The sequence below is a fragment of the Paraburkholderia strydomiana genome, assembly GCF_031456815.1.
In the GTDB taxonomy this organism is placed as follows: domain Bacteria; phylum Pseudomonadota; class Gammaproteobacteria; order Burkholderiales; family Burkholderiaceae; genus Paraburkholderia; species Paraburkholderia caledonica.
The window spans coordinates 278679-305428 of record NZ_JAVDVL010000003.1 but is presented as its reverse complement, the minus strand read 5'-3'; the positions used below and the strand labels follow the sequence as shown (position 1 = coordinate 305428).

Genomic DNA, 26750 nt, shown 5'->3' with positions numbered 1-26750 from the left:
GGACTCGCGTGTATGAGCACTTCGACTGGCAGCAAGCGTCTTCCGACGGACAAGACAGCGCATCAGGACGGGCACGATAGCGGCGAGCAGTCGGACCGCTGGCTGCTTTCATACGCCGATTTGATCACCACGCTGATGGTGCTCTTTCTCGCGCTGTATGTGTTGCAACTCGCGAAGAACAGCGAGTTGCAAATAAAAACGCTGCAACATCACCCGGTGAAAGAGGCTGTCGACGTGCAGCCGCCCGTTGCCGCAACGGATGCAAAAGAAGCTGCGAAGAAGCAACTTCTCTCGTTGCTGGAGCCTTTGCAGGGCAACCGTCAGATCACGATTTCGCACACGCCTCAAGGTGTCGAAATTGCGATCAACGCGAAAGTACTGTTCAATTCCGGCGACGCTCGCCTTTTGCCCGAATCGTTCGCTGTGCTGGATCAGATCGCCAAGGTGCTGCGTGAGCGCGCGAGAAACAACGTTCTGGTTGAAGGACACACGGACAGTTTGCCAATATCGACGGCGAAGTACGAATCCAATTGGGAACTGTCTTCTGCTCGTGCTGGGGCTGTCGTGCGCTTCTTCGCCGACAAGGGTATTGAAGCGCACCGTATGGCCGCCATTGGCCGCGCGGACAATTTTCCGCTGGTTATCGGCAACGACGCGGCGGCCAATGCTGCGAATCGCCGCGTCACCATACTCGTCGAGTATTGAATGTCACGGTGCGAGCGCAAGGTACTGGTGTAGGGACTGAATCGCGGCCGCGCCTTCCCCGACGGCCGCCGCGACTCTTTTCACCGAACCGCTGCGCACGTCGCCCACTGCGAAAATGCCGGGTCTGCTGGTTTCGAGGAAATGCGCGGGGCGTTCCGACGTCCACTTGTGAGCGACATCGGGGCCCGTCAGCACAAAACCATTTTTGTCCAGTTCGACGCAGTCGCCAAGCCAGCCGGTACTTGGCTGCGCGCCGAGAAACAGGAACACGTGGCGAATAGCCATTTCCTCGATTCGCCCCTGCTGGTTCCATTGAATCGACTCGAGATGTTCTTCGCCATTTAGCGCGACGAGTTGTGTTCGCACGTGAACCGTGATGTTCGGCGCCGCTTCGATCCGCCGGATCAGGTAGCTGGACATGCTGGCGTTGAGTCCTTCGCCGCGAATCACGATATGCACATGACGGGCGAATCCGGAGAGAAAGACCGCTGCCTGTCCCGCCGAATTGCCTCCGCCGACGATGACGAGTTCTTCATTTCCGCAAAACGCGGCTTCCATGAACGTTGCACTGTAATAGACGCCCCGACCCTGGAAATGCTCGAGCCGCTCAAGCTCGGGCTTGCGATAACGCGCGCCTGTTGCGATCACAACGGCGCGGGCATAAACATGCTCGTCGTAATTCAGGCGGATATGGAACGGTCGTCCCTTGTCGCATTCGATACCGAGTGCCTCGATCGGCACACCGACTTCCGCACCGAACTTCCGGCATTGGGACAGGCCACGACCGGCGAGTGCCTGGCCGGAGATGCCCGTCGGAAAGCCAAAGTAATTTTCGATCTTCGAGCTGGTGCCCGCCTGGCCACCGGGCGCCTTGGTGTCGAGAACCGCAACCCTCAGTCCTTCCGATGCGGCGTACACGGCCGCAGCAAGACCGGCAGGTCCCGCGCCGACCACCACCACGTCGAATCGCTCGCCATTCAATCTGTCGGGGCTCAGGCCAATCGCGTCCGCCACGGCGCGATTCGTCGGGCGCTTGAGAATAGTGCCCTGCAACGTGACGAGTACCGGCAGATCTTCCTCAGTCGCGCCGTAGCGATCGAGCAGTGCTTTGGCCTCTTCGTGCTCGGCAATGTCGAAATACGCCGACGGTTGCGCGTTGCGGCTCAGGAAATGCCGCAATACGAGTGTCGGAAAAGAGCCGGAACTGCCGATGACGACTACGCCGCCGCTTTGATCCTGAATGTACGCGACGCGGCGCAGGATATAGGCGCGCATGATCGTCTCGCTCAGTTCCGCTTCGGCAACCACGAGTGCGCGCAGCGATTCCTCGTCGATCACGATCACCTCGCAATCGCTCGTTGCGCGTGTCGACGCCACCGCCCCGCGCCCAGCCAGCGTGCCGACTTCGCCGGTAAAGCTGCCGGGCCCGTGAGTACCCAGAAAATGCAGGTTCTCGCCGCTGCCGCGCGTCGCCTCGATGGTGCCTGACACAATCGCGAACATCGGAACGTGGCGATCCCCTTCGGTGAACAGTACCTCGCCGGCGCTCAGCTTGCGCCGCTCGCCGTATCTTTCCAGTACCGCAAACTGCGCGTCGTTCAGCCTGGGAAAGATCTGGTGGTGACGGCTGCCGCCTGCCAGCAGATCTTCACGCTTACCAGAAGTTTTGTCGCTCATGAGGTGTCCAATTAGAAAGACGCACGGTGCAGCACGTCGCTACGCTGCCGGATTGGAACGACGATGCGAATAATAGGCATCATGGGAATGGCTGTGGACAGCGGTTTCGGCTGAGATTGTGCGCCAGAGTCGGTCCGCCAGTAAAGAGCGGCGTCAGGCCGGACAGGGCAAGGCGGCGCATGCAGTGGGGTGCCGATGCCATATCGCGCGGGGCTGGTCACATTCAAGTTCACGCATCATCTGCCGTTAATAACCAGAGAGACAGACAACGAACGGGTTCGGAAAGCATGCGCGATTTCACAGTAAGAAAAAGCTTACTCGCAGTACTGGTCCTGTTTGCCGCGATGATCACGTTTGGCGGCGTGGTGGGTGTCTTCGCGCTTGGCCGCTCGAACGAGAACGCGCAACGGCTCCAGGAGATTGCGACTCAGGAGATACTCGCCAACGACGGCTACAAAGACAGCACCCGTACCCGCGCAGCCCTCACTCGTGCCTACGCGGCGCTGAAGGAGCGCAACGATCTCGCCACTCGCGATTCCGCACTCGCTAGCGCGCAGCGAACCCTCGATCGCGCGGACGCCGAAACGCGTGCTTTCGCGTCGGCGTCCCGATTCGTGGGACAGGACGATGCGCTGAAACAGCAGCTTGTCGACTCGTCGAATGCGTTGGCCGCAACACTGAAGAAGTCGTTCGACGCACTCCAGCGTGGCGACACCGACGCCTACGTTGCAATCAACGACCGCGACATTACGCTTGCCGGTCAGGTCTATTCGGCGAACGTGGAGAAGTTTCAGAACCTTGCTGGCGCGTTGGCGAAGGAGTCCGCGGCGAGAAATGAACGGGAATACGGCTGGATTGTCACGATGGTCGTCACGGGCGTCGCACTCGCTCTCGCATTGATCGTTGCCACGCACTTCGCGTTGCGTAAGATCGTGATCAACCCATTACAGCAGGCGTCGAGACTGCTCGACCGGATTGCCGGCAATGATTTGACCACCTCTATTCCTGAAGGCAGCAAGAGCGAAATCGGCCAGTTGTTCATGTCGATGTCGCGCATGCAGGCCGGGCTCGCGCAAACAGTGTCGAACGTTCGCGTCAATTGCGAGGCGATTCACGGCGGCGCGCGTGAGATTGCCGCGGGCAACCTCGACTTGTCGAGCCGCACCGAGGAGCAGTCGGCATCGCTCGAAGAAACGGCGGCGAGCATGGAGGAGCTGACTTCCACCGTGAAGCAGAACGCGGATAACGCTCGCCAGGCGAGCACGCTCGCGGCAAGCGCTGCCGACGTGGCGCAGCGTGGCGGCGACGTCGTGCAGCGCGCGGTGCAGACGATGACCGCCATCACCGCTAGCTCGCAGAAGATCGCGGAGATTACCGGCATGATCGACAGCATCGCGTTTCAGACCAACATTCTGGCGCTCAATGCCGCTGTGGAATCGGCGCGGGCCGGCGAGCAGGGTCGCGGCTTCGCTGTCGTTGCCGGCGAAGTGCGCACGCTCGCTCAGCGCAGCGCGAGTGCCGCGCAGGAAATCAAGTCGCTCATTTCCGCTTCGGTAGATGACGTGCGGCACGGTAATGAACTCGTCACGCAGGCCGGCCACACGATGACCGAAATCGTCGGAGCGGTTCAAGGCGTTGCGACCATCATGGCGGAGATCACGTCGGCAACCGTCGAGCAAACCGCTGGCATCGAGCAGGTTGGCAAGGCGGTGAGCCAGATGGACCAGGTGACGCAACAGAATGCGGCCCTCGTTGAAGAGGCTGCAGCTGCAGCGAGTGCTCTTGAGCATCAGGCCCAGTCGATGACCGATGCGGTGTCGGCATTCCGCCTCCGCTAACCCAGGTTGATGTTCGTATCCACTCGATCGGAAAATAAAAACATGGGCGTTAAAGCCGTCTCGCGTGTATTCGCAATTCTGTTAGCCGGTGTAACGATGTCCGCCGCTACACATGCCGCCACCTACGCGTATGTGTCCAACGCGGACAGTCAGGACATTTCGGTGTTCAGCCTCGATACAGCGAATGGCGCACTGAAGCCAGTGGAGACGGTGGGGCTCGCCGGCACCGTCATGCCAATGGCTTTGTCGCCGAACCACTTGCGGCTTTACGCCGGTGTGCGTTCGAAACCTTATCGCGTGGTGAGCTTCGCGATCAATCCGCTCGACGGCCGCCTCAGCGAACTGGGCAAGGCGCCGCTCGCGGAAAGCATGGCCTACGTGTCCACCGATGCAAGCGGCCGTTACCTGTTCTCTGCTTCTTACGGCGGCAATCTGCTGGCCGTGAACAGCATCGACTCGAATGGTGTGGCGCAAGACGTTCAGCAGATCATCAAAACAGGCCCAATGGCGCATGCTATTCGCAACGCGCCGGATAACCGTTATGTATTCGCGTCGGTGCTCGGCTCCGACGCCTGGTTGCGCCTGAAGTTCGATCCGTCAAAGGGTTCATTGACCGAAGACGCCGCGCCCGCGTATTCGCTTGCCGCCAAATCGGGACCACGCCATTTCGTGTTCTCGCCGGATCACCGGTTTGTTTATCTGATCGATGAACTCGACGGCAAGCTGCATGTGCTCGCATTCGACAATCAGCGTGATTCGGTTAAACCGGTGCAGACCATTTCCATTCTGCCGCCCAATTTTTCCGGCGATAAGCCATGGGGCGCCGATGTTCACATCACGCCGGATGGCCGCTTCGTGTACGCGTCGGAACGCACTTCGAGCACGCTCGCTGCTTATCGCGTGGAGCGGGCATCGGGCAAGCTGACACGTATCGGCACTTACGCTACCGAAAAGCAGCCGCGCGGCTTCAACGTCGATCCGTCGGGCAATTATCTGCTCGCAGTCGGACAGTTGTCGACGAGCCTGAGCGCATACAGGATCGACCGGAAGACCGGTGCATTGAGCGCGCTGGGGCAATACCCGGTGGGCAAAGGCGCGAACTGGATCGAGATAGTGCAGTTCGACGGTTCGAACGCCGAGTAGATATCAAGGCGAGCTGCGACCGCTCGCAGCCGCCGATGCAAAACCACGTCGGCGGCCGCGGCTAACGCGAGCATGCTCCTTTACTCGATTCCTTCGTGTTTCAACGCGAGTTGTACAGCAGGCCGCGTCCGCATGCGTTGTGCGAAGTCCGCGAGTTTTTGCGGCACTTCGATGTTCGCTTCTTTGGCCCATAGAAGCATTGTGAACAGGTACGCGTCTGCGACGGTTGCTTCTGCACCGAACAGATAGTCGCCCTTCAGCATGGTCGAAACGAGCTGGAAGCGTTGGCCCAGTTTCTCCCGCGCGGCACTTGCTTCTTCATTCGACGCGGGTTTGAATACGCGGCCGAATTGCTTGTGCAACTCTGTTGAAATGAAAGCCAGCATCTCGACCAGACGTGTCGCGCCTAGCTCGCCCGACGGTGACAGTGACGGTTTGCGTTGTGCGACCCATGACAGGATTGCGACGTTCTCCGTGAGCCGTTGACCGTCGTCGAACTCCAATGTCGGGACATAGCTCTTCGGGTTAATTTCGTTGAAATTCTGACCCGTCTCCGTGGTTTTCGTTTTCAGGTCGACGCGCACGCGGTCGAAATCCATACCTGCTTCGTGCATGGCAATGTGATCGGCCAGACTGCACGCGCCCGGTGAGTAATAGAGCTTCATGATGCGGTCCTCCATATAGATTAGTTGGCCATTTCCTCTGGGCAGCATTCGGCATGCCCTACGAAATGTTCAGCTATGCGAGTTACCGTCCGCCATGTAAAGCGGCGAATTGCCAGCGCCGCACACTTACTCGTCGTGGTGACCCGGAAGCACTGCGCCAAGCACCTGCTTCGCGGTCTGCACGATCACATTGCCTTCGTCGGGATCGCCCTTCAGCAAGGTCGATGCAAATGCCTTGGCCTGCGCCAGCGTGATATGCGGCGGCAACGGCGCAATGTTCGGATCCGCCTTCACCTCGATCACGACGGGACGATCGGCGGCCAGCGCTGTGTCCCACGCGGCGCCCATCTGCTCCGCGTCGTCTACATAAATGCCTTTCAGGCCGATCAACTCCGCGAACTTGTGATACGGCACGGAGGGAATGTCCTGTGATGCCTCGAATTTCGGATCGCCCTCCATCACGCGTTGTTCCCACGTCACCTGATTCAGATCCTGGTTGTTCAGTACCATGCAGATCCAGCGCGGATCGGCCCAGCCTTTCCAGTACTTCGAAACGGTAATGAGTTCAGCCATGTTGCTCATTTGCATCGCGCCGTCGCCGACCAGAGCGATCACTGGGCGCTCTGGATAAGCGAACTTCGCCGCGATCGCATACGGCACGGCCGCGCCCATTGACGCAAGACCTCCCGACAGCGAGCACATCATGCCGCGTTGCACTTTCAGATCGCGCGCGTACCAGTTCGCGCAGGAGCCCGAATCGCTCGTCACAATGGCGTTCGACGGGACGCGCGGCGACAGTTCCCACACGGTGCGTTGCGGATTGACCGCGTCCTTGCCCGGCTCGTGTGCGCGCTTGTCGAGCGTCTTCCACCAGTCGGCAGTCCAGCCTTCGATCGTTTTGCGCCACTCGCGATCCTGCTTGTGTTCGAGCAACGGCAGCAACGCGCGCAGCGTTTCCACGCTATCGCCGACAAGATTCACTTCCATTGGATAACGCAGGCTCAGCATGTCGGCCTTCAGGTCGATCTGCACACCGCGCGCCGCGCCTTCCTTCGGCAGGAACTCTGCGTATGGGAAGCCCGAGCCGATCATCAGCAACGTATCGCACTCGGTCATGAGGTCGTAGCTCGGCTTGGTGCCGAGCAGACCGATGGAGCCGGTGACCCACGGCAGATCGTCGGGCAGCGCGGCTTTGCCGAGCAGCGCCTTCGCGACACCCGCGCCGAGTTTCTCAGCAACGGCGATGACTTCATCGGTCGCGTGCAATGCGCCGGCGCCGACGAGTATCGCGACTTTCTTGCCGGCGTTGAGCACGTCCGCGGCCTGTTGCAGATCTTCCGCTTGTGGAACGAGACGCGGCGCCCGATAGCCGACACCCGAATGCAACGTGCCATGTTTGCGAGCGGGCGGCTCGTAAGGCAAGTCCTGCAAGTCGTTGGGCAGAACGAGCGCGGTCACCTTGCGCTCGGAAAGTGCGGTACGTATTGCGCGATCCACGAGATGGCGCACTTGCGCGGGCACCGTGGCCTGCTGGACGAACGCCCCTGCGACATCTTTGAACAGCGAGACGAGATCGACTTCCTGCTGATAATGACCGCCGAGCGCTGAACGTGCCTGCTGACCTGTTATCGCGAGCACTGGCATGTGATCCATTCGGGCGTCGTAGAGTCCTGTGACAAGGTGCGATGCGCCGGGTCCGGACGTCGCGATGCAAACTCCGAGTTCGCCGGTGAATTTGGCATGAGCCGATGCCATGAAGGCCGCCATTTCCTCATGACGAACCTGAATGAATTCGATCGGCTCCGGCTGACCGGTGGTCTTGCGATGCTTTTTGGCCTCCGTTTGTGCGCGATTCAGCGCGCCGAATACGCCATTGATGCCGTCGCCAGGGTAACCAAAAATACGGCGCACGCCCCACGCCTGTAGTCGCTCGATAATGAAGTCGCCGACGGTGATGGACATGGATGGCTCCTCACAAAAGTAATCACGATGTAGATCCAGACAGCGTTGCAAAGCGCGTTCCGCGTTCTTTCATGCAGAAAGAATCAACATGTCATGCGAATCGAGTGGGCTCGCTTTTTGCTGCACTGCTATGCGGACGTGTTGTGCGCACGAAGCACAAGGGATCGCTATGAACAAAGTTGTCGTCGTAACCGGGGCGGGTGCCGGAGTGGGACGCGCGGCTGCAGAGGAGTTCGCGCGGCACGGCTACGATGTGGCATTGTTATCGCGTGACCCGGCGCGGCTTGCGCGCGCCGCCGACGAGATCCAGCATGCTTATGGCGTTCGCGCACTAGCCATTCCGACGGATGTCGCCGATGCTGAACGCGTAGAAGAAGCCGCCACGCGCACGGAGTCGGAACTCGGTCCTATCGACGTATGGGTCAACGTTGCAATGGCCACCGTCTTTGCACCCGTGTCGAAACTTACCGCTCAGGAATTCGAGCGAGGAACCCAGGTAACCTATCTCGGCCAGGTGCATGGCACGATGGCCGCGCTGTCGCGAATGCGTACGCGCAATCGCGGCACTATCGTCAACGTGGGTTCCGCGCTTGGGTATCGCTCGGTGCCGCTGCAGTCGATTTATTGCGGAGCGAAGTTCGCGGTGCGCGGCTTCACCGACGCGTTGCGTTCCGAGATCATCCACGACCGGCTCAATGTGCATTTGACCATGGTCGATCTACCGGCACTGAATACGCCGCAATTCGACTGGGCGCTCAACAAGATGGGCAGGAAGGCAAAACCGGTCGCGCCTATTTTCCAGCCGGAAGTGGCCGCACGTGCCATCTATTTCGCCGCAACGCATAAACGGCGCCAGGTATGGGTGGGCCTTCCGACGGCCAAAGCAATTCTTGCAAACCGCATCGCACCCGGATTGCTCGACAGATATCTGGCAAAGGCGGGCTACGAGGGGCAACTCACCGACGAACCGCTCAGCCCCGACGCGCCCAGCAATCTCTTCGATCCAGTACCCGGCGATTTTGGCGCGCACGGACGTTTTGACCGCGAGTCGAAGCCGGCAAGCCTCGAAATGTTAGCGGTTCGGCACCGCGGCGTTTTATGCGCTTTGGCCAGTATCGGGATCGTTGGCGGCATCGGTTTGCTGATCAGAAAGAGCCGAGGCGCATAACGCGCACGCGTGCAGCGGTGCGCCTTGCCGCGCTGGGAGACGTGAATAGCCGGGATCGGTAACAATATGCCTGTCTCCGACTGTCTCGACCTGTTACCCCATCGCCTTTAGGGAAGCCATGTCCCAACCGCTCACAATTGATTTCGTCTCCGATATCGCATGCCCCTGGTGCGCCATCGGCCTTTCCTCGCTGCAACTCGCGTTGGCGCGCCTGGGAGATGCCGTAGATGCACAGATCGTCGTGCATCCGTTCGAACTGAACCCGCAAATGGGTCCCGAGGGCGAGGCGATCGTCGACTATCTGGGCAAGAAGTATGGGCGCACGCCCGAGCAGATCGCGCAGACGCAGGAAATGATTCGCGAGCGCGGCGCAAGCGTCGGCTTCAATTTCGGACCGCGCAATTATGTCTATAACACTTTCGATGCGCACCGCCTGTTGCATTGGGCCGGTCTCGAAGGCAAGCAGTTGCCGCTCAAGCTCGAATTGCTGCGCGCTTATCATTCCGAGGGCCGGGACCCGAGCAACCATGACGTACTCGTCGCAGCAGCTCAAGCGGTGGGACTGGACGCCGATGCAGCGCGCAACGTGCTGCAAAGCGGCGACTACGCAGACGAGGTCCGCGCGGAAGAAGAGGAATTCCAGTCACATGGCATCCAGTCGGTACCTGCGATCATTTTCAATCGCCGCTACCTGGTGAGCGGCGGCCAACCTGTCGAGACCTTCGAGCAGGTCATCCAGCAGATTCTCGCCGAGGCGTAAGCCGGCACTCCCGAATGGCCGCATGCCGTCATGCGCGCGGTGACGCAAACGAAGTACTGCTGGAGGCAATCGTCGATGATCACAAAGCGGATCGCTGCCGCGTTGTTCAGCTTCGTGTTGATGGCGCTTGCCTGCGTGTGCCATGCGCAATACACGACCGACTGGCTCGCCAATACCTACGGCACGCTCGCGGCGCACGTCGGCAATGGCGCGCGCTCGTTGTGGGTTGCGCCCGAAGGGGTGATTTATACGTCGTCGCTGTGGGACGAGAACGAGGGCGGTGTGGCCATCTATCAGAATGGCCAGAGCATCGGCTCGATCGGCACTCACGCGGACTTTCAGGGCAGCGCGATAACAGGTAATGCGACGTCGATCTTTACGGCATTGCAGTACAACAGGTCGTTTGGCAGCGGCTCCGTGGGACGCTATAACCGCGCGACGAAAGCGCTCGAACTTCGTATTCCCGTCAGCGTGTGGACCGGCATACCTCACGCCGATGTCATCACCGGGCTCGCCACGGCAGGCACGCTGCTTTACGTCAGCGACTTTTATGGCAACCGTGTCCGCGTCTATACAACCGACGGCGTCTGGCAGCAGGACATTAACGTATCCGCTCCAGGCGCGCTTGCCCTCGATAGCGCGGGCAATTTGTGGGTGGCGCGAAAAAGTGCAGGCATCGTAGCCGAATTCAGTGCGGGCGGTGCGCCTTTGAGTACGATCCAGATGCCTGCTGCATCGCGGCCCTCGGCACTTTATTTCGATGTGTCGACGGGACGACTCATGGTCGGCGACGAAGGGCCCGACATGAACATCAAGATCTACAACGTTGCGGGTACGCCGACATTGGCCGGCACGTTCGGCGTTCAGGGCGGCTATCTTGACACAACGACTGGAATCAAAGGACAGGTTGGCGACAAGCGCTTCACGCGTGTGGCGGCCATTGGCAAAGACGCAGCCGGTACCCTTTATGTGCTGAACAATCCGTGGGGCGGCGGCTGGGATCTCGGGCGCAACGGCCCGACGGATCTGCATGCATACGACAGTGGCGGCAATCTGAAATGGAAGCTGCAGGCACTGAACTTCGAAGCCGTCGCTGCGCCCGACCCCGCGACAGACGGCGCCTGGTTTTATAGCGGTGCGCACATTTATACGGGCAGCGCGGGCGGCACCTTCGTTGCGAATACCGTCGATCCGTTCACCTATCCTTCAGACCCGCGACTGAACATTAACGACACCCAGCGCGGACAGCATTTCGGTCAACTCGTCAGCGTGGGCGGAAACCGTATTCTGGTTGCGTCGGGTCAGAATCCCGATACCTTTAACTTCTATCATTTCAACGCGGCGAGTGGCTACATTGCGATACCTGACGGATCGATCCCGGGACCCGCGTTCAACACGACGGTGAAGATAACGGGGGGCTTTTGCATCGATAGCCGCGGCGATGTGTGGGCCGGCCTCGACAGGACCAATCATATCTATCACTACCCGCTCACAGGTTTCGACGGAAACGGCAAACCGTTGTGGGGACCGGCAATCACGATTTCCATTCCGCTGAGTATCCGACCGTTGACGCGCATCATCTATCTGCCGGAGAGCGACACGATGATTCTTGCGCAAGGCGTTGCCGGGAGTTGGGACTGGACGGCGATTCAATCGCGCATCGAGGTTTATCACGGCTGGAGCGCGGGCAATACCACGCGGCCGCAGCCGGTGATCAAACTCACCGGTGCCAATCCGAAGTCGATTACAGCAGCGGGCAATTATCTTTTTGTCGGGTACGTGCATACGGTGCCGAACATCGACGCGTTCAATCTCACCACCGGTCAACTCGACACCACGCTAATCAACAACAGTCCCGGTACGGTGGATGTCGGCAACGACGTCGATTCGATGTACGGGCTTCGCGCGTTCATGCGAGCGAGCGGTGGGTACGTGGTCACAAAAGACAACTACAACGGGTCGAGCATGATCGTTTACCGCTGGACTCCGTGAGCAGGCGCGATGCAACGGGGCTATCGGATAAGATACGGCCCTCGTGGCAATTTTCCTGCTTAAAAGGAGTGGTTTCAGTGATTCAGGCGAGTAACGTATTCAAAGAGAACCTTGCGCAAATGCCCGCGATCGACGGTATCCTGCGCATCGATTTGATCGACGCGCAAGGCACGGTGGTGGCAAGCATCGAGAACAAGCCTGGCAAGCAGGGCTCGCTCGCGGTGTACAACTATTTGCAGCAGACATTCGGCACGCTCGATGCCAAAGCGGCCGAGCATGGTCTCGCGGTGTTCGGCGAACATACCGCCGACGCGCGCAACCGGCCGGGCGCGCATCCGAATGTCGATCATCTTCTCGCGATTGCAGCAGGCGCGCCGGCTTTGCGCATCGACGTTATTCAGGCGGACTGAACCGCTTACGGTGCGCTTGAAAGTCTTTCGGGCGCACGGTGTTACCGTTCCGCCGACTCATACGGTGTAACTCTCTCGCGCCGCGAAGCACGTCCGAATAGTACGCGGTCGCCGAGCCACACTACGATCAGCGTGGCGCCCATCAACGGAAAGACGATGCCCAGCATGATGAGGCCGGTTTTCCAGCCGCGCATCGGCGGTGCGGCTCTTTCCCGCGAAGGCGCTCCGAGCGAGCGCTGCGGCCTGCGCTTCCACCACATCACGCAGCCGGTTATGGCCATCATCGCAAGACCGAGCGAGATCGTGGCGCACAAGATCTGATTGGCAACGCCGAAATAGCGGCCCATATGCAATGACGTGCCGTAGGAAACCGCTTTCGATACTGCGCCGTAGTCCGCATAGCGAATGTCCTTGAGCACCGTGCCGCTGTACTGGTCGATATAGATGGTGCGTTCCTTTTGCGGATCGGCTGGGAAGTAGGAGACGGTGTACACGCCCGTTGCCGAGGTGGGCAATGCGATGTTGTAGCCGCTCGTCACGCCGAGCGCCGCCGCTTGCGAGACGATCCGCCCGAGCGGTAGCGGGGGCGTTGTTCCTGCATTGGCGGAAGCGGGCACAGGCGCATTGCCGACGGCCCACGGCGCTTGCGGCAACGGCAAGTCGTCCATGACCATGCCGGGCATCGAGTTATCCTGCGCAGCCTGTGTGTCGTGCCCGGCGTGTCCGGCGTGCCTTGCATGAGCTTTTGTTTCCGTCGTGTTCGCCGTCACGTCGCCGCGCGCCGCGACAGGCAGCACGGAGCGCAACGGCAAGCCGCCCCAGCTGCCGGGCGGCGCGCCGAGATTGGCGGCGCTCGCGAGTGCCTTGAACTGCTTGCCCCACGAGCCGGACCATGGAAGACCCGTCAACACGAATGCCAGCGCGCCGAGTGCGAGCCAGATGCCCATTACCGCGTGAACGCTTTTCCACAACGGGCGGCCTTTCAGTGTGAAGCGCGGAACCAGCGCATCGCGTGCCCGCGTCGCTCCACGCGGCCACCACAGCGCAACGCCAGTGCCGATCATCACGAGAGTCCAGCATGCGGCGAGTTCCATCAGCAACTCGCCCGGCTTGCCCAGCAACAGCTTGCGATGGAGCATGCGGTCGATCTGCATGAAGCGATTCTCGACGCTCAACGTGCCGAGTACTTCTGCGTTATACGGATTCACATACACGCTTTGCTTTTCTCCATCCGCGAGACGGAAGATGAATTCCATGCTGCGCTCAGGCGTGTCCGGGATAACGGTGGTCACCGCAACGGAACCTGTCGGCATCGCAGCCCGCGCTCGCGCGAGCAGTGCGTCGGCTGGCATACGCGGTGCGGTTCGAGATTCGACGACGAGAAGCTGCGGGTAAAGCAGCGGTTCAATCTGCGGTTGAAAGCAGTACAGCGTGCCTGTTATTGCGAGCATGACGAGGAACGGCATCACGAACAGTCCGGCATAGAAATGCCATCGCCACAGCGTGCGATAGCCGCTGCTGTTGGTCGCGGTGCCCGATGCAGCATTTTGCTGAATGGTGGTGGACATGAAATCCTCCTGCAAAAATGATCTGGTTCTTCCGGATTTGCACGGCGCCGCGCATTACATGCGCAGCTTCGCTTCCACATAGAAGGTGCGGCCCGGATACGGGTGATAGACGTAGTAGCGCTCATCGAAAATGTTATCTACGCCAATGCCCACTTCGCTTAACTTCGTGGGCTTGAACGTGAACTTCGCGTCCGCCACTGCGTACGAGCTCGTACCGCCGAATACGTCCGGATTCGTGTCGGTGTTAGTGAGCGTGTTGTATTGGCGGCCTGAGTAGCGCGCGGCAAGGGTCAATGCCGAACGCTCGTCGAAGTGATAGGTCGCTGCAATGTTCGCGCGCCACAATGGAATGCGATAAAAGTACTTGCCGACGCTTGCGGGGTTTTGTGCGTTAGCGAGAATCTTCGACTGCGTATAAGCGACGCTCGCAAGCAGATCCAGTCCACGCATGAATACGTTCTCGCCCGCATAACTCGTTTCGACACCTCGCGAGCGCACCTTGCCGATGTTCTGGAAGTTCGTCACGTTTGGAATCACAGTCGTATCCGTCTGGCTGAAGATCGTGTTCTTTACGTCGTCCTGAAACAGCGAGAAGCGGAAAATGCCATTCCAGTGCGCCCATTCGGCTGTGAGTTCTTTCGAGAGATCGTCTTCCGGTTTCAGATTCGGATTGTTATTGACGATTGACGAACCATTGATTTGCCCCTGGAACAATTCGCTAACGGTTGGAAAGCGATACGCGCGGCCAATTGAAGCGCGCAACGTCAGGTCGTCGCTCACGTCGAACGAAAGAGAAGCCTTCGGCGAAAAGTGCCGCTGATTCGAGTCGCCCAGCGCGATTGTGGTACCCGAAAGAGACTGCGATCCGTCGTATGCATGCCAGTCTTCGTAACGTATGCCGTACACGAATTTCCAGCGCGGCAGGAAGCGCCATGCATCCTGCGCATACAGCGCCTGAGTTTGCGTCTTGCCGGCGAACGAGTTGGCAAACGTAGCGGCTGCGCCGTCGCGCCAGTTGAGCGTCGAGTAGCTTTCGTTGTCGAGAAAGTAGTTGTCGTAGTGATAGCCGAAGCTGAGCGCGTGATTGGCCAGCCCCGCCTGCGTCGACTCCGGTGTGTAGGTGGTGCGCAGATCGAGCGTTTTCCAGCCGGTACCGTCGCCGAAAGTGACAGTGCCCGCGCCATTGCCGGGCGCTCCGGAATTGGCGAGACGCGCGACGCTATTGCCCACGTCGTAATACGATGCGATTGCCTCGCCATTCCAGCCCGTCGCATGGCGCGTTTTCAATGACACGCCGTACAGCCAGTTCTCACTATGTCCGAGGCTCGGTGCAAACGCAGCTGCTGGAACGGTGTACTCGTATCCGTCAATGGCTACCTTTCCGCTGTACACAGGATTGCCGTTTGCGTCGCGCAGAAAGCTCGACGTCTGACTGTTATACGTTTGATGCCAATAGCCCAGCGTGAAACCGCCTTGCAGTGTCGGCGTAAAGTCGTACTGCATCTTCAGCTTGAACTGGTCTTGCACCGTATGTTCAATGCCTTCGCCGTTAATGCCGAGTATGGCCGTCGGCGTATTGGTCTGGTTGTTGTAGAAATAGGCGCCGGTCACGGGCGTGTCGCCCGCTCTCGCAGGCGTGCCAGATTTGGCGAGTGTGGCGAATTGCAGCGGCTGGCTCGTGTTTTCGAGGTGGTTCACGCCCAGCGAATAAGAGAACTTGCCGATCCGGTCGCCTAGCGAAGCACTCGCTTCGCTGCCGTTGAAATTGCGATTCACGCCGTAGAGACTGAAATGCTGGGTGAATGCTTTTACGTCGGCCTCGGCTTCGAACTTCTTCGGCATGCGCGTGCTGATCAGCACCGTCGCGCCGAGCGAATTGCCCGGATATAGCGCGGAATAGGGGCCGTAAATCACATCGACTCGCTGGATCTCGTCGGGAGAGACCATCGACCAGCGCGGCGGAAAGGAAAAGCTGTTGCCGAGCAGATTGCTGAGCAGCAGGCCGTCCGCATAGACGAGACCGCGTGCGCTCTGTGTGTTGCTTGTGCCGCGTACTGCAATGATCGAATTCAGATCGCCGATAAAACGCTTACGGACCGCAAGGTTCGGCATGTACTTCAACACGTCTTCGGTGTTGACGACATTCCAATTGGAGAATTGATCGCGCGTAAGCGTTTCGACCGTGGCGGGCAGATCCGGATCGATCGCGCGCGTTGCGGCACTCTGATCGGCGGAGCTATTCGCGCTCACGCTTACGGTGGGCAACGTGGTGTCGGCGCTGACTGTATCGGCACGAGCGGGCGACGCTGACAACGCCGCGAACCATGCCAGGCCCGTCACAGCAGCCGGGAACAAGGCGTGCAAATACGACGCAAATGAAGCGCAATGCAATCGCGCGAATGTGAAACCCCGGAAGGTGTGGACGGCACGAGTGGCGACGCCGGCGCCACGCTCGAAGCGGACGCGAGCGGGCAACCTTCGCAACGCGAAGATGAACATGACAGTTTCCTTGATGCATTGAACGGACGATCGCGCGCGCCGTCGACGGATGCGACGAATGCGGTCAATGCGCGATCAGGAACAACGACAATCAGGAAACGACAGGGGGTGCTCTTGGGCGCCCGGACGGGAACGCGCCGAGCGGTGTAAAGCGGGTGGAGAGAACAGGCGGTGCAGTGCCCGCAGCCATAACGGCTAGCGGCGCGGGCGTTGCGGCAACCGTGGGCATTGCCACGTGATGTTGCAGGAGATGGCAGTACCCACAAGCGCCGAAGGCGTCGTCGTGACTGAGATGCACCGCCATTGCATCGGCGTGGGCTGCCTGATTCGCCGCGCCGGGCGGGACCGTTTGCAGCGCCGAACACAACGCGGCGATCGGCTCCTGCGCGCGGTTTGACGCCAGCACCTGACTCACGGCAGGCGCAAACACGACGAGCCACATGGCGATGAGGCCAAGCCAGGCGGTCAGACGGTTGCGGGAACGTGGAGTCATGGCGATGAGCAAGGAAACGCGGGCGATTCTAGCATTGCGCGCCGCTTTTTTCTGCCTGATCCCGGCTATAGCAGCGGATTGACGGTGTAAAACCGCTCATTTCGCGCCGTTACAATCGCGCCGCATCGCTTAATCTGCGTGCTACATGTTCGCTTTCGTGCAACATGCGCGACTCCGTGCGCGAATGCCAGACCGCAACGTAACCCGACTCATGAATCTCACGCAGACGCTCGCCTCTTCTATTACCGAACTGAACCAGCAGGCGATGGCGCTTTATTCCGCGGATCAATTCGCTGCGGCATTATCGACCGTCATGCCGGTGATCGAGCGGGACGAAAGCGCGCTGGACGACGCTACGATTCACGCAATGGCCGACGCGCTCAACCTTGCGGGCGCTTCTTCGTGCCGTCTCGGCGAGCCGGACGATGCCGAGCGTTATTGGCGCCGGTGTCTGCGCATGATGCCCGGCTACGTCGAGGTATATGAAAGCCTCGGCGCGTTGCTGAAAGCGCGTGGACGTCTGTCCGCGGCAAAGGCAATCTACCGGCAACTGATCGTTCTGCAGCCCGGCCATGCGGATGCCCACAATCAGCTAGGCGCAGTACTTTATGCACAGGGCTACCACGAGGATGCGGAAGCGTCGTACCGCAGGGCGGTCGTGCTACGCCCGGATCACGCAGAAGCGCATTACAACCACGGCGTCGTGCTGCACGCACTGCAACGCCTGGATGAGGCCGAAGCCGCTTATCGCGAGACGCTCGTCCGATTGCCGGCGCATGCGGAAGCACACAACAACCTGGGCAACGTATTGATGGACCTTGGCCGCGTCGCGCAAGCGGACGCGGCTTATCGCGAGGCGCTCACGATCAGGCCGCAATATCCGGAGGCATTGAACAATCTTGCGGGCGCGCTCAAGGCAGCGCAGCGTCTGACCGAGGCAGAACTTGCGTGCCGGCTTGCGTTGACCATGCGGCCCGATTACGCGGAAGCCCACGTAAATCTCGGGGCCACGTTGACCGATCTGCAGCGGCTGCCCGAGGCGGAGGCGGCCTACCGCAAGGCAATCGCGCTTCGTGCCGATTACGCCGAGGCGTACTACAACCTCGGCATTACACTCTTCAAGCTCGAACGTCTGATCGAGGCCGCAGAGGCTTACCGGGATGCGGTTCGTCTGCGGCCCGGCATCGCGCCCGCGCACAACAATCTCGGCTGCGTGCTGCGCCTGCTCGATTGTTTGCCTGAAGCTGTTGAGTGCTTCGAGCAGGCTCTATCCGTTCATCCCGATCTCGCTGAAGCGCATTACAACCTCGGTGCTACGCTCGCACAGCTGAAGCGCTGGCCCGAAGCAGAGAGTGCGTATCGTCGCGCGCTTGTATTACGTGCGGATTACGGCGAAGCGCGCTTCGGGCTAGCTACGTTGTTACTCGGCATGGGGCGTTTCGACGAAGGGTGGCGGCTATACGAATGCCGTTATCAACTAGCCGGTTTCGTGCATCTGCACTCTGCTCAGAGACTGAGTTGTCCGCAGTGGCAGGGCGACGCGCTGTCGGGGCGTTCGCTGCTCGTCTGGCAGGAAGACGGTCTCGGCGATATGCTGCAATTCAGCCGTTATTTCGCCTTGCTCAAGGCGCAGGGCGCAGCGCATATCGCGTTCGCCTGTGCGCCTGCGCTGCATAGGCTGATGGCTCGCGTAGACGGCGTTGATGCCGTACTCGACCACGACACGGCCGTCGCGCGCGCCTCCGCTTACGACTGCTGGACGAGTCTGCTGAGTGCGCCGCTGCATCTGCGCACGGCTGTCGACACCATCCCGCGACCGGTCCGGCTTGCGGTGGAACCGTCGCTCGTCGAACGGTGGCAGACCGTTATCGACGCGCTGCCGCCAGGTCGCAGGATCGGCCTCGTATGGAAGGGCAACGCGAAGCATCATAACGACGCGAACCGCTCGATTCCGTCACTCGCTACGCTTGCGCCGCTGTGGAGCGTAGACGGCGTGAGTTTCGTGAGTCTGCAAAAGGGGCAGGGCGAGGACGAAGCCCGAAATCCGCCTGCCGGTCAGCCGTTGCTTCACCTCGGCTCGATGGTGACCGATCTGGCCGACAGCGCTGCGATCGTCGGCCAACTAGATCTGGTGATTTGCGTGGATACGTCGATCGCGCATCTCGCTGCGTCGCTCGGCAAAGCCTGCTGGGTGATCCTGCCGGAAAAAGATGTCGACTGGCGCTGGATGCACGAGCGTAGCGATTCGCCGTGGTATCCGCACACGCTGCGGTTATTTCGCCGCGAGCGAGGGGAGGAATGGGCCGTGGTCGTCGAAAGAGTGAGGCAGGCGTGCGTGGCGCGATTCGGCGTGCGCAATTAACAAGGAGCGACGCAAGCGCGTCTCGACTCGCTGGCACTACGGCCCGGAGCCGCGACTACTTCGCCCGCTTCGGCTTTGCCTTTTTGCTGGACGTGTTCAACGCGATTGCGGCGCGAATGAGGGACTTGAACGCATCCGCGTCGAGTTCTTCACCCTCATGAATGTCGATTGCGCGCCGCACGTTTCCGTCGAGGCTGGAGTTGAACAGCTTCGCCGGGTCTTCCAGCGATGCCCCCTTCGCGAAGGTCAGTTTCACGACCGACTTGTAAGACTCGCCCGTGCAGATGATTCCGTCATGCGACCACACAGGCGTGCCCATCCACTTCCATTCTTCCACCACATCCGGATCAGCCTCTTTGATGAGCTTGCGCATCGCGCTCAAGGTCGTCCCGCGCCAGTCTCCGAGGTCCGCGATTCTTTTGTCGATCAGTTCGGAGGCCGACTGGGTTTCTGTGGAAGCAGAGCGGTTCATATCGTTCTCCTCGGCTTTCCGGTTCAAAGGCCGAACTGCTTTGCGTATTCGGTATTCAGGCGCGGCCACTCGAATTTCATTGCTTCGCCGGCGACGATACGTCCAATCGGATCGTCGGCAAGCAAGCGGTCGAGCACGTCGAGGCAGATGTGCCAGCCGGCCGCACCCATCGATATGAAGTTGCGATCGATGTTGTGCCATAGCGTGAGACGCGTGCCGTCGCCGAGCGCTTCGAGCTGCCAGCGAAGATCGTTCTCGCCCCAGCGATACTCGAGCAGGTTGGGCGCGTCGGCGCGTGTCACCTGGGTCTCGGACACCTGAGGTGTGGGCGTGCCCACCGTGGAGAGCTTCACTGGACCGACCGAGGCGAGGCTGTGGTCCGCGTCGAACGGCGCCCATTCGCGCAGGCTGGCAGGATCCGTCAGCGCTTGCCACACTTTGTCCGGCGAATGGCGCAACTCACGCACGAGGACGAGTGTCCATTTGTCTCCGTCTTTCTGAACTTTGGCTCCGGCGGCAGGACCGGGCCGGTAAGACTCGCGATTGCTCATCGTTTCTTCTCCTTGCGGGGCGGTGCGGGATGGGTCTGATCGAGATGACGCTCGAGCGCGTCGAGATGAACCGACCAGAAACGGCGAAACGGAGCGAGCCAGGCGTCGATTTCCATAAGCGGCTCGGGCTTGATCCGATACACACGCCGCTGCGCCTCGACACGCGACTCAACGAAGCCGGCGTCTCGAAGCACTCGCAAGTGCTTTGAAACAGAGGGTTGCGAGAGCTTGAGCTGTTCCTCGATATCGCCCACGGATTGCTCCGAAGAGGCAAGCAGACTGAGGATAGCGCGGCGGCTCGGCTCGGCGATGACAGCAAATGTTGAGTCCATAGTGCTTATATACCTCACGGAGTATATAAATGTCAAGCCGCGAGGCATGACGAAACGCGGTTGCCTTACGGTGCTGGTTGCGGCCTTGCTTGCGGCTCTTTAGTACCCGCCCCGCGCGCTGACGTGCGATCCCGCAGTGTTCTTATACGATGCCGCCAGATCTGCTGCCGCGCGGCTCAGCAAACCCGTATCCGTTCCGACAGCGACAAACGTCGCACCGGCCGCAAGATATTCTTCGGCGATCGCCCGATCCGGCGCCAGCACGCCCGCCGCCTTGCCTGCGCGCCGTACGCTTTCGATGCCGCCGCGAATCGCCTCGCGCACGCTGGCCTCGCCGGGTTGGCCGAGAAAGCCCATCGACGCACTCAGATCCGCGGGGCCGAAAAACACGCCATCCACGCCGTCGACAGCGGCAATCGCCGCCAGGTTGTTCATGCCTTCCACGGTCTCCACCTGAACCAGTACACAGAGTTCGTCTGCGGCGCGGGTCAGGTAGTCGGGGATGCGGTTCCAGCGCGACGCGCGCGCCAATGCGCTGCCCACGCCGCGAATGCCTTGCGGCGGATAGCGCGTTGCAGCCACCGCGTCGGCCGCCTGACTTGCGGTGTCGATCATCGGCAGCAATAGCGTTTGGGCGCCGATGTCGAGCAGCTGCTTGATCAACGCGCTATCGCTTCGCACAGGACGTACCACCGGATGCGACGCATAAGCCGCCACCGCCTGCAACTGCGCGAGCGTGCTGCGTACGTCGTTCGGTGCGTGCTCGTTGTCGATCAATAGCCAGTCGAAACCGGCAGTGGCGAGCAACTCGGTCACGTAGGCGTCGGCCAGTGCCGCCCACAAGCCGAATTGCGGCGTGCCTTCACGCAGTGCGCGTTTGAATGTGTTCTGCGGCAGGGACATGTGCGTGCTCAAATGAAGTTCAAACCGATGCCGCCGAGCGGACCATAATCGACGTGGAAGGTGTCTCCCGCTTTGGCGGGAATCGGGCTCGTGAATGAACCGCTGAGAATCACGTCGTTCGCATTCAGCATTTCGTCGTATGGGGCGATCTTGTTCGCGAGCCACGCGACGCCTGTAGCTGGATGATTCAGCACGGCCGCCGCAAGCCCGCTTTCTTCGACGGCGCCGTTCTTATAAAGCAACGCGCCGACCCAACGAAGATCGACATCGAGCGGACGCACCGGACGCCCGCCCAGCACGATGCCCGCATTCGCCGCGAAGTCGGAGATAGTGTCGTAGACCTTGCGCGGGGCACGCGTCTCGCGGTCGAACTGCTCGATGCGCGCGTCGATGATTTCCACTGCGGGCGTCACATAAGCCGTTGCATCGAGCACGTCGAACAGCGTAACGCCCGGGCCTTTCAGGGGCCTGCTAAGCACAAACGCAAGTTCCACTTCGACGCGCGGCGCAATGAAGCGGTCCGCGCGAATGTCCTGACCGTTTTCGATAAACATGCTGTCGAGCAGCGGCGCATAGTCCGGCTCGTCGATCTGCGAAGAACGCTGCATCGCGCGCGACGTGAGGCCGATCTTGCGCCCCTTGATCACATGTCCTTCGGCGAGCTTGAGGTTCACCCATTCGCGCTGGATCGCGTAACCGTCTTCGACAGTCATCTGCGGATATGCCGCGGAAAAGTGGCGCAATTGCGTGCGTGTTTTCTCTGCGTTGTCGAGTTGTGCGGCGAGCTCGCGAATGGTTTGTTGGTCTAGCATGATGAGTTCTCTATTGAGCCGCTGTCAGTGTGTGTTCCGGCTCGCTACTGCGCTTTGAGCCGCGCGTGCAGGTTGTTATGCTTCCAGGTGCCTGCTTCGCTGAATTCGTTGATTTCGAGCGATAACGCTAGCCCGCTCTGTTCAAACTCATTGGCGAAGTGCTGTTTGATGAGCGCGAATAGCGCATCGCCCGTTGCCTTCTTCGTAGCATCGGAGCGGCCCGCAGCGATCTTCAGGTTTGCGTGGAGAAATGCTGCGTCGGCGCGTCCGTCTGCAATGCAATAGTGTTCACACCGCAACGCGCGGACGCGAATGCCGCCAAGCGGAAAGACACGTTGTTCGTTATCGCGCTGTTCAGCAAGACATTGAGCGAGGGTATTGCACAGGCGGCTAATACTTTCTGCGTCAGCAAGATTCGCGCTGTACTCGAGTGTTAGATGCGGCACGTCAGTCTCCTTTACGCAAGTCAGGCTGTCAGTGGAGTCACCGGAAAGATCGCATTGATCTGTCCCGTACCCGAACTGCCGAAATAAGGCGTGACGACTTCCACCTTGCCGTCATAGCGGTCCCAGCCGAGCGCGCCCAGCAGCATTGCCGTGTCGTGCATGCCGCCTTCGCCCCAGCATTTTTCGTTGTAAAGCGGCAGCATTTCGCAGAACGTCTTCCAGTCACCGGCTTCCCACAACTCGACAACCCGGCGGTCCATCTGTTCGAGGAACGGGCTCCATACTTTATGCATGAACTGCTCGGCGGTGCCGTTGTTGGCGAAATGGTGACTCAGCGAACCGCTTGCCAGAATCGCGACGGTGCCGTCGTAACGCTCTTCGATCGCCTTGCGCACCGCGAGACCGAAGCGCGCGCTTGTATCAAGGTCATGCCACATGCACCAGCCGGCTACCGACACCGCCTTGAAGTGCTGATCGCCATTCATATAGCGCATGGGCACCAGCGTGCCGTATTCGAGTTCGAGCGTGGTCTCGCTATGCGCGCGGCTTTTCACGCCCATTTCGTTGGCAACTTCCGCAATCAGATTGCCGAGGTCCACGTTGCCCGGGTACGCGTAGGGCATGTTCTTGATGAAATGCGGTAATTCGTTGCTCGTGTAGACGCCTTCGAACTTCGGTGCGCAATTGATGTGGTACTCGCTATTAACGAGCCAATGCACGTCGAACACGACGATCGTATCCACGCCCAGTTCGCGGCAACGCCGGCCAATCTCACGATGGCCGTCGATTGCGGGCTGACGGCAACCCTTGTGCGGCCCGTCGAGCTCGGACAGATATAACGACGGCACGTGTGTCACTTTTGCTGCCAGCGCGAGTTCGCCCATCGCGGTCTCCTCTTGTTTATGTCGCGAAACGCAATGCGGCTCGCGCTCGACACGTCGGCGTGTCAGACGCCCCAGCGTGGAATGTGATGCGAACCGAGCGACACGCAAACGTTCTTCGGTTCGAGGAATACTTCATAACTCCACGTACCGCCTTCGCGCCCTACGCCCGATGCCTTCGTACCGCCGAACGGCTGTCGCAGGTCGCGCACGTTCTGGCTGTTGACGAAGCACATGCCGGCTTCGACGGAAGCCGCCACACGATGCGCGCGCCCCGTGTTCTCCGTCCAGATGTAGCTCGACAGACCGTATGAGATGTCGTTAGCTAGTCTGATCGCGTCGGCTTCGTCGTCGAATGGGATCAGGCACGCAACGGGGCCAAAGATCTCTTCCTGAGCAATACGCATACGGTTGTCGACATCGACGAATACCGTGGGCATCACGAAGTTGCCATGGCGCATGGAGTCGGGTAACCCGGGCATGTCGAGACCGCCGCAGGCGAGCGTTGCGCCTTCTTTCGGTCCGAGTTCGATATAGCTGCGCACTTTCGCCAGGTGCCCCTGGCTGATCATCGGTCCGATAATCGTGCTGTCGGCAAGCGGATTGCCAACCGTGAGACGCTTCGCACGTTCGACAAAGCGCTCAGCGAATTTCGCGTAAATGGACTTTTGCACGAGGATCCGCGAGCCGGCCGTACAGCGTTCGCCGTTGTTCGAGAAGATCATGAATACGGCAGCATCGAGCGCGCGTTCGAAATCGGCGTCGTCGAAAATGACGAACGGCGACTTTCCGCCAAGTTCCATTGAAAACTTCTTGAGTCCGGCGCTCTGCACAATCCGGTTGCCCGTTGCAGTCGATCCGGTAAAGGACACCGCGTGCACGTCCGGATGCGCGACGAGCGGCTCGCCCGTTTCTTTGCCGAAACCATGCACGACGTTCAACACGCCTGCTGGGATTCCCGCTTCCAGAGCGAGATTGCCGAGCATCGACGCGGTAAGCGGCGACAGCTCGCTCATCTTCAGAACTGCAGTATTGCCGAACGCGAGACAGGGCGCGACCTTCCATGTCGCCGTCATGAACGGTACATTCCACGGTGAAATGAGCGCGCACACGCCGACCGGATGAAAAAGCGTGTAGTTCAGATGCGTGTCGGTAGGGTACGTGTGGCCGTCCACGCGTGTGCACATCTCGGCGAAATAGCTGAAGTTGTCGGCCGCGCGCGGCACGAGTTGCTTGCGCGTTTGCGAAATGGTCTGGCCTGTGTCCTTCGTTTCGGTTTCCGATATCTCGGGCACGTTCTTCGCGATCAGTTCGCCGAGCTTGCGAATCAGCTTTGCGCGTTCCGCAGCGGGCTTGCCTGCCCATGCGGGGAATGCTTCCTTTGCGGCTCGCACCGCGGCATCGACTTCCGCCTCTGTGCCACGGGCCACTTCCGCAAGTACTTCTTGCGTCGCCGGATTGACCGTTTCGAAATAATCTTTCGCGCCGCCTGCTTTGCCGTTGATCAGATGTTCGATTCGCATTGCGTTGTCCTTTGCTTTTTTCTGGCGGTCAGGCGCGGCCGAAGTCCGCGTCGGATGCAATCGTATTGACGAGACGGCCAAGGCCGTCTATCTCGCACACCACTTCGTCTCCCGCGTTCACATTGACAATACCCTCGGGCGTACCTGTGAGGATCACGTCGCCGGGTGCGAGCGTCATGAAGCTGCTGAGATATTCGATTAACGCGGGAATATCGGTCACGAGATCACGCGTATTGCCGCGCTGTTGCAGCGTGCCGTTGACGAACGTGCGCAACTCCAGTTGCGTGACGTCTTCAATGTCGGCGGCGTCGACGAACCAAGGGCCGAGCACCGTGCCGCCGTCGCGATTCTTCACGCGCAGGTTGGGGCGGTAATAGTTTTCGAGGTAGTCGCGGATCGCGTAGTCGTTGGCGATCGTATAGCCGGCCACGTGTTGCATCGCATTGTCGCGCGTCACATGGCGCGCTCCCTGGCCTATTACGACAGCAAGTTCGCACTCGTAGTGCATGAAGGCGACGTCGGCCGGGCGGCGCGTAAAGCCCCAATGACCTAGAACCGTGCCCGGTCCTTTGAGGAAGACGAGCGGCTCTTCCTGCTTGTTGAATTGCAACTCTTTCGCGTGCTCGGCGTAATTCAAGCCGAGCGCGAAGATGGTGCCGACTTCAATGGGCGCGAGCCAGACGACCTGATCTTCGCGACACACGCGTCCGTCTGCAAGCAGCACGCCTTGTGGATGCGGATAGGCTTCGTGAATCGCTCCGGCAAATGCAACACGGCCGCGCATCATGGCTGTTCTCCGTCTAATTCTTTTGGGCCGGTGAACGACACGTGAAGCGTCGGCAGCGCGCCGATCGAAAGGGTCGCCGCGTCGCCGACGTGGGCAATGGGCGAGCCATGCGGAACGCCGAGCGTGATGACGTCGCCCGCCGCGAGCGTCATGAATTCGGTGACGTCGGCAAGCAGTCGCGCCACACCGCGTACCGACGAAGCGGTACTGGCCGCGAAAGCACCGGCACCGTTCAACGACACCGCGATGGCCAGATCGTCGGGATTCGCAACATGGCGCGCCGCAACAACCGCGGGTCCGACCACACAGAAGCCGTCGCGGGCGCGAAAGCGCACCGACGGTCGATAGACACTCGCATGCGGCACGCTGAGATCGGCCACGACCGTATAGCCCGCGATGTAATCGAACGCGCGCTCCACGCTAACCTGCGTTGCGGTGCGCCCAATCACGATGCCGAGAGACGCGCCTACTTCGACGCCCGGTGTATCGTCGGGTATGACAATTTGCGCGCGATGCCCCGCGAGCGTGTTGCGCGGCTTCAGATAAAGAACCGGCGCTTTCGGCGGTGATTTGTACGGCGCTGCGTGCATTGCATCGCCTAGCGCTTCTAGCGCCGCACGGTCATTGAGCAATGTTCCGTAAATCGCGCCGCTAACCGGCGGACGGCAGGCGATGCCGCGCGCGAGTAACGCCGCTGCGGCATGCGCGTCGACATCGCGAGGCAGCGCGTCGCCTTCAGGGTGCAGCAGATGATCGGCAAGTGCAAACATGACCTGACAGTGCCTCTGGATAGATACTTGG

24 protein-coding genes are annotated in these 26750 nt (G+C 60.3%); 8 read left to right on the top strand and 16 right to left on the bottom strand.

Annotated features, from left to right (window positions below; all coding sequences use genetic code 11):
* Positions 1-12 precede the first annotated feature (12 nt).
* Complete coding sequence (locus J2W46_RS10930) at positions 13-705, top strand: OmpA family protein (RefSeq protein WP_020068276.1); 693 nt, start codon at positions 13-15, stop codon at positions 703-705.
* Between the two features lie 3 nt (positions 706-708).
* On the opposite strand, the gene J2W46_RS10925 is transcribed toward J2W46_RS10930, so the two are convergent.
* A complete protein-coding gene (locus J2W46_RS10925; protein WP_310353582.1) occupies positions 709-2382 on the bottom strand; it encodes an FAD-dependent oxidoreductase in 1674 nt (557 codons plus the stop codon).
* Positions 2383-2669: 287 nt separating this feature from the next.
* Here J2W46_RS10925 and J2W46_RS10920 point away from each other — a divergent pair, with 287 nt between their 5' ends.
* Together J2W46_RS10920 and J2W46_RS10915 are read left to right on the top strand one after the other, a co-directional pair.
* A complete protein-coding gene (locus J2W46_RS10920) occupies positions 2670-4220 on the top strand; it encodes a methyl-accepting chemotaxis protein (protein ID WP_020068278.1) in 1551 nt (516 codons plus the stop codon).
* A 42-nt stretch (positions 4221-4262) separates the two neighbouring features.
* On the top strand, positions 4263-5363 hold the full coding sequence (locus J2W46_RS10915; protein ID WP_087753839.1) for a lactonase family protein: 1101 nt from the start codon (positions 4263-4265) through the stop codon (positions 5361-5363).
* A gap of 80 nt (positions 5364-5443) precedes the next feature.
* Here the strand turns inward: J2W46_RS10915 and J2W46_RS10910 are convergent, their stop codons facing one another.
* Both J2W46_RS10910 and J2W46_RS10905 read right to left on the bottom strand, forming a co-directional pair.
* On the bottom strand, positions 5444-6028 hold the full coding sequence (locus J2W46_RS10910) for a glutathione binding-like protein (RefSeq protein WP_310353572.1): 585 nt from the start codon (positions 6026-6028) through the stop codon (positions 5444-5446).
* Between the two features lie 126 nt (positions 6029-6154).
* The gene (locus tag J2W46_RS10905) at positions 6155-7990 is read right to left on the bottom strand and encodes a thiamine pyrophosphate-requiring protein (RefSeq protein ID WP_020068281.1); all 1836 of its coding nucleotides are present in this window, start codon (positions 7988-7990) and stop codon (positions 6155-6157) included.
* A 169-nt stretch (positions 7991-8159) separates the two neighbouring features.
* On the opposite strand from J2W46_RS10905, the gene J2W46_RS10900 reads away from it, so the two are divergent.
* The 4 genes from J2W46_RS10900 to J2W46_RS10885 all read left to right on the top strand — a co-directional run bounded on the left by J2W46_RS10900 (position 8160) and on the right by J2W46_RS10885 (position 12320).
* Complete coding sequence (locus J2W46_RS10900) at positions 8160-9158, top strand: SDR family oxidoreductase (protein ID WP_310353568.1); 999 nt, start codon at positions 8160-8162, stop codon at positions 9156-9158.
* Between the two features lie 118 nt (positions 9159-9276).
* Positions 9277-9918: a DsbA family oxidoreductase gene (locus tag J2W46_RS10895; RefSeq protein WP_088173382.1), complete on the top strand. Its 642-nt coding sequence runs from the start codon at positions 9277-9279 to the stop codon at positions 9916-9918.
* 75 nt (positions 9919-9993) lie between these two features.
* The gene (locus J2W46_RS10890) at positions 9994-11910 is read left to right on the top strand and encodes an SMP-30/gluconolaconase/LRE-like region family protein (RefSeq protein WP_310353565.1); all 1917 of its coding nucleotides are present in this window, start codon (positions 9994-9996) and stop codon (positions 11908-11910) included.
* 77 nt (positions 11911-11987) lie between these two features.
* The gene (locus J2W46_RS10885; RefSeq protein WP_288828152.1) at positions 11988-12320 is read left to right on the top strand and encodes a DUF2322 family protein; all 333 of its coding nucleotides are present in this window, start codon (positions 11988-11990) and stop codon (positions 12318-12320) included.
* A 41-nt stretch (positions 12321-12361) separates the two neighbouring features.
* On the opposite strand, the gene J2W46_RS10880 is transcribed toward J2W46_RS10885, so the two are convergent.
* The 3 genes from J2W46_RS10880 to J2W46_RS10870 all read right to left on the bottom strand — a co-directional run bounded on the left by J2W46_RS10880 (position 12362) and on the right by J2W46_RS10870 (position 16880).
* Positions 12362-13888, bottom strand: coding sequence for a PepSY-associated TM helix domain-containing protein (locus J2W46_RS10880; protein WP_310353558.1), 1527 nt, complete (start codon positions 13886-13888; stop codon positions 12362-12364).
* Positions 13889-13942: 54 nt separating this feature from the next.
* Positions 13943-16387 (bottom strand): TonB-dependent receptor, encoded by a 2445-nt coding sequence (locus tag J2W46_RS10875; protein ID WP_310353555.1) that lies wholly within the window; start codon positions 16385-16387, stop codon positions 13943-13945.
* A 91-nt stretch (positions 16388-16478) separates the two neighbouring features.
* Positions 16479-16880 (bottom strand): DUF2946 domain-containing protein, encoded by a 402-nt coding sequence (locus tag J2W46_RS10870; protein WP_310353553.1) that lies wholly within the window; start codon positions 16878-16880, stop codon positions 16479-16481.
* Between the two features lie 211 nt (positions 16881-17091).
* Here J2W46_RS10870 and J2W46_RS10865 point away from each other — a divergent pair, with 211 nt between their 5' ends.
* Positions 17092-19242: a tetratricopeptide repeat protein gene (locus J2W46_RS10865; RefSeq protein WP_310353551.1), complete on the top strand. Its 2151-nt coding sequence runs from the start codon at positions 17092-17094 to the stop codon at positions 19240-19242.
* Positions 19243-19297: 55 nt separating this feature from the next.
* Here J2W46_RS10865 and J2W46_RS10860 read toward each other — a convergent pair whose 3' ends face one another.
* From J2W46_RS10860 to J2W46_RS10815, 10 genes are all read right to left on the bottom strand, one after another.
* Complete coding sequence (locus J2W46_RS10860) at positions 19298-19714, bottom strand: DUF1801 domain-containing protein (protein WP_020068290.1); 417 nt, start codon at positions 19712-19714, stop codon at positions 19298-19300.
* A 23-nt stretch (positions 19715-19737) separates the two neighbouring features.
* Positions 19738-20265, bottom strand: a complete 528-nt coding sequence (locus tag J2W46_RS10855; protein WP_310069242.1) for an SRPBCC family protein — start codon at positions 20263-20265, stop codon at positions 19738-19740.
* Positions 20262-20597: an ArsR/SmtB family transcription factor gene (locus tag J2W46_RS10850; protein ID WP_020068292.1), complete on the bottom strand. Its 336-nt coding sequence runs from the start codon at positions 20595-20597 to the stop codon at positions 20262-20264. The genes J2W46_RS10855 and J2W46_RS10850 overlap by 4 nt, the downstream gene beginning before the upstream one ends.
* Before the next feature lie 99 nt (positions 20598-20696).
* Positions 20697-21500, bottom strand: coding sequence for a 4-hydroxy-2-oxoheptanedioate aldolase (gene hpaI, locus J2W46_RS10845; protein ID WP_310353548.1), 804 nt, complete (start codon positions 21498-21500; stop codon positions 20697-20699).
* Between the two features lie 8 nt (positions 21501-21508).
* Positions 21509-22312, bottom strand: coding sequence for a 2-oxo-hept-4-ene-1,7-dioate hydratase (gene hpaH, locus J2W46_RS10840; RefSeq protein ID WP_027777645.1), 804 nt, complete (start codon positions 22310-22312; stop codon positions 21509-21511).
* Positions 22313-22356: 44 nt separating this feature from the next.
* Positions 22357-22758, bottom strand: a complete 402-nt coding sequence (locus J2W46_RS10835; RefSeq protein WP_088173386.1) for a 5-carboxymethyl-2-hydroxymuconate Delta-isomerase — start codon at positions 22756-22758, stop codon at positions 22357-22359.
* 20 nt (positions 22759-22778) lie between these two features.
* Entirely contained in the window at positions 22779-23642 is an 864-nt protein-coding gene (hpaD, locus tag J2W46_RS10830) for a 3,4-dihydroxyphenylacetate 2,3-dioxygenase (RefSeq protein WP_310353544.1), read from the bottom strand.
* A gap of 62 nt (positions 23643-23704) precedes the next feature.
* Entirely contained in the window at positions 23705-25162 is a 1458-nt protein-coding gene (hpaE, locus tag J2W46_RS10825) for a 5-carboxymethyl-2-hydroxymuconate semialdehyde dehydrogenase (RefSeq protein WP_310353541.1), read from the bottom strand.
* Positions 25163-25190: 28 nt separating this feature from the next.
* Positions 25191-25949, bottom strand: coding sequence for a fumarylacetoacetate hydrolase family protein (locus J2W46_RS10820; protein ID WP_310353537.1), 759 nt, complete (start codon positions 25947-25949; stop codon positions 25191-25193).
* Positions 25946-26719, bottom strand: a complete 774-nt coding sequence (locus J2W46_RS10815) for a fumarylacetoacetate hydrolase family protein (protein WP_310353535.1) — start codon at positions 26717-26719, stop codon at positions 25946-25948. The genes J2W46_RS10820 and J2W46_RS10815 overlap by 4 nt, the downstream gene beginning before the upstream one ends.
* Between the last annotated feature and the right edge of the window lie 31 nt (positions 26720-26750).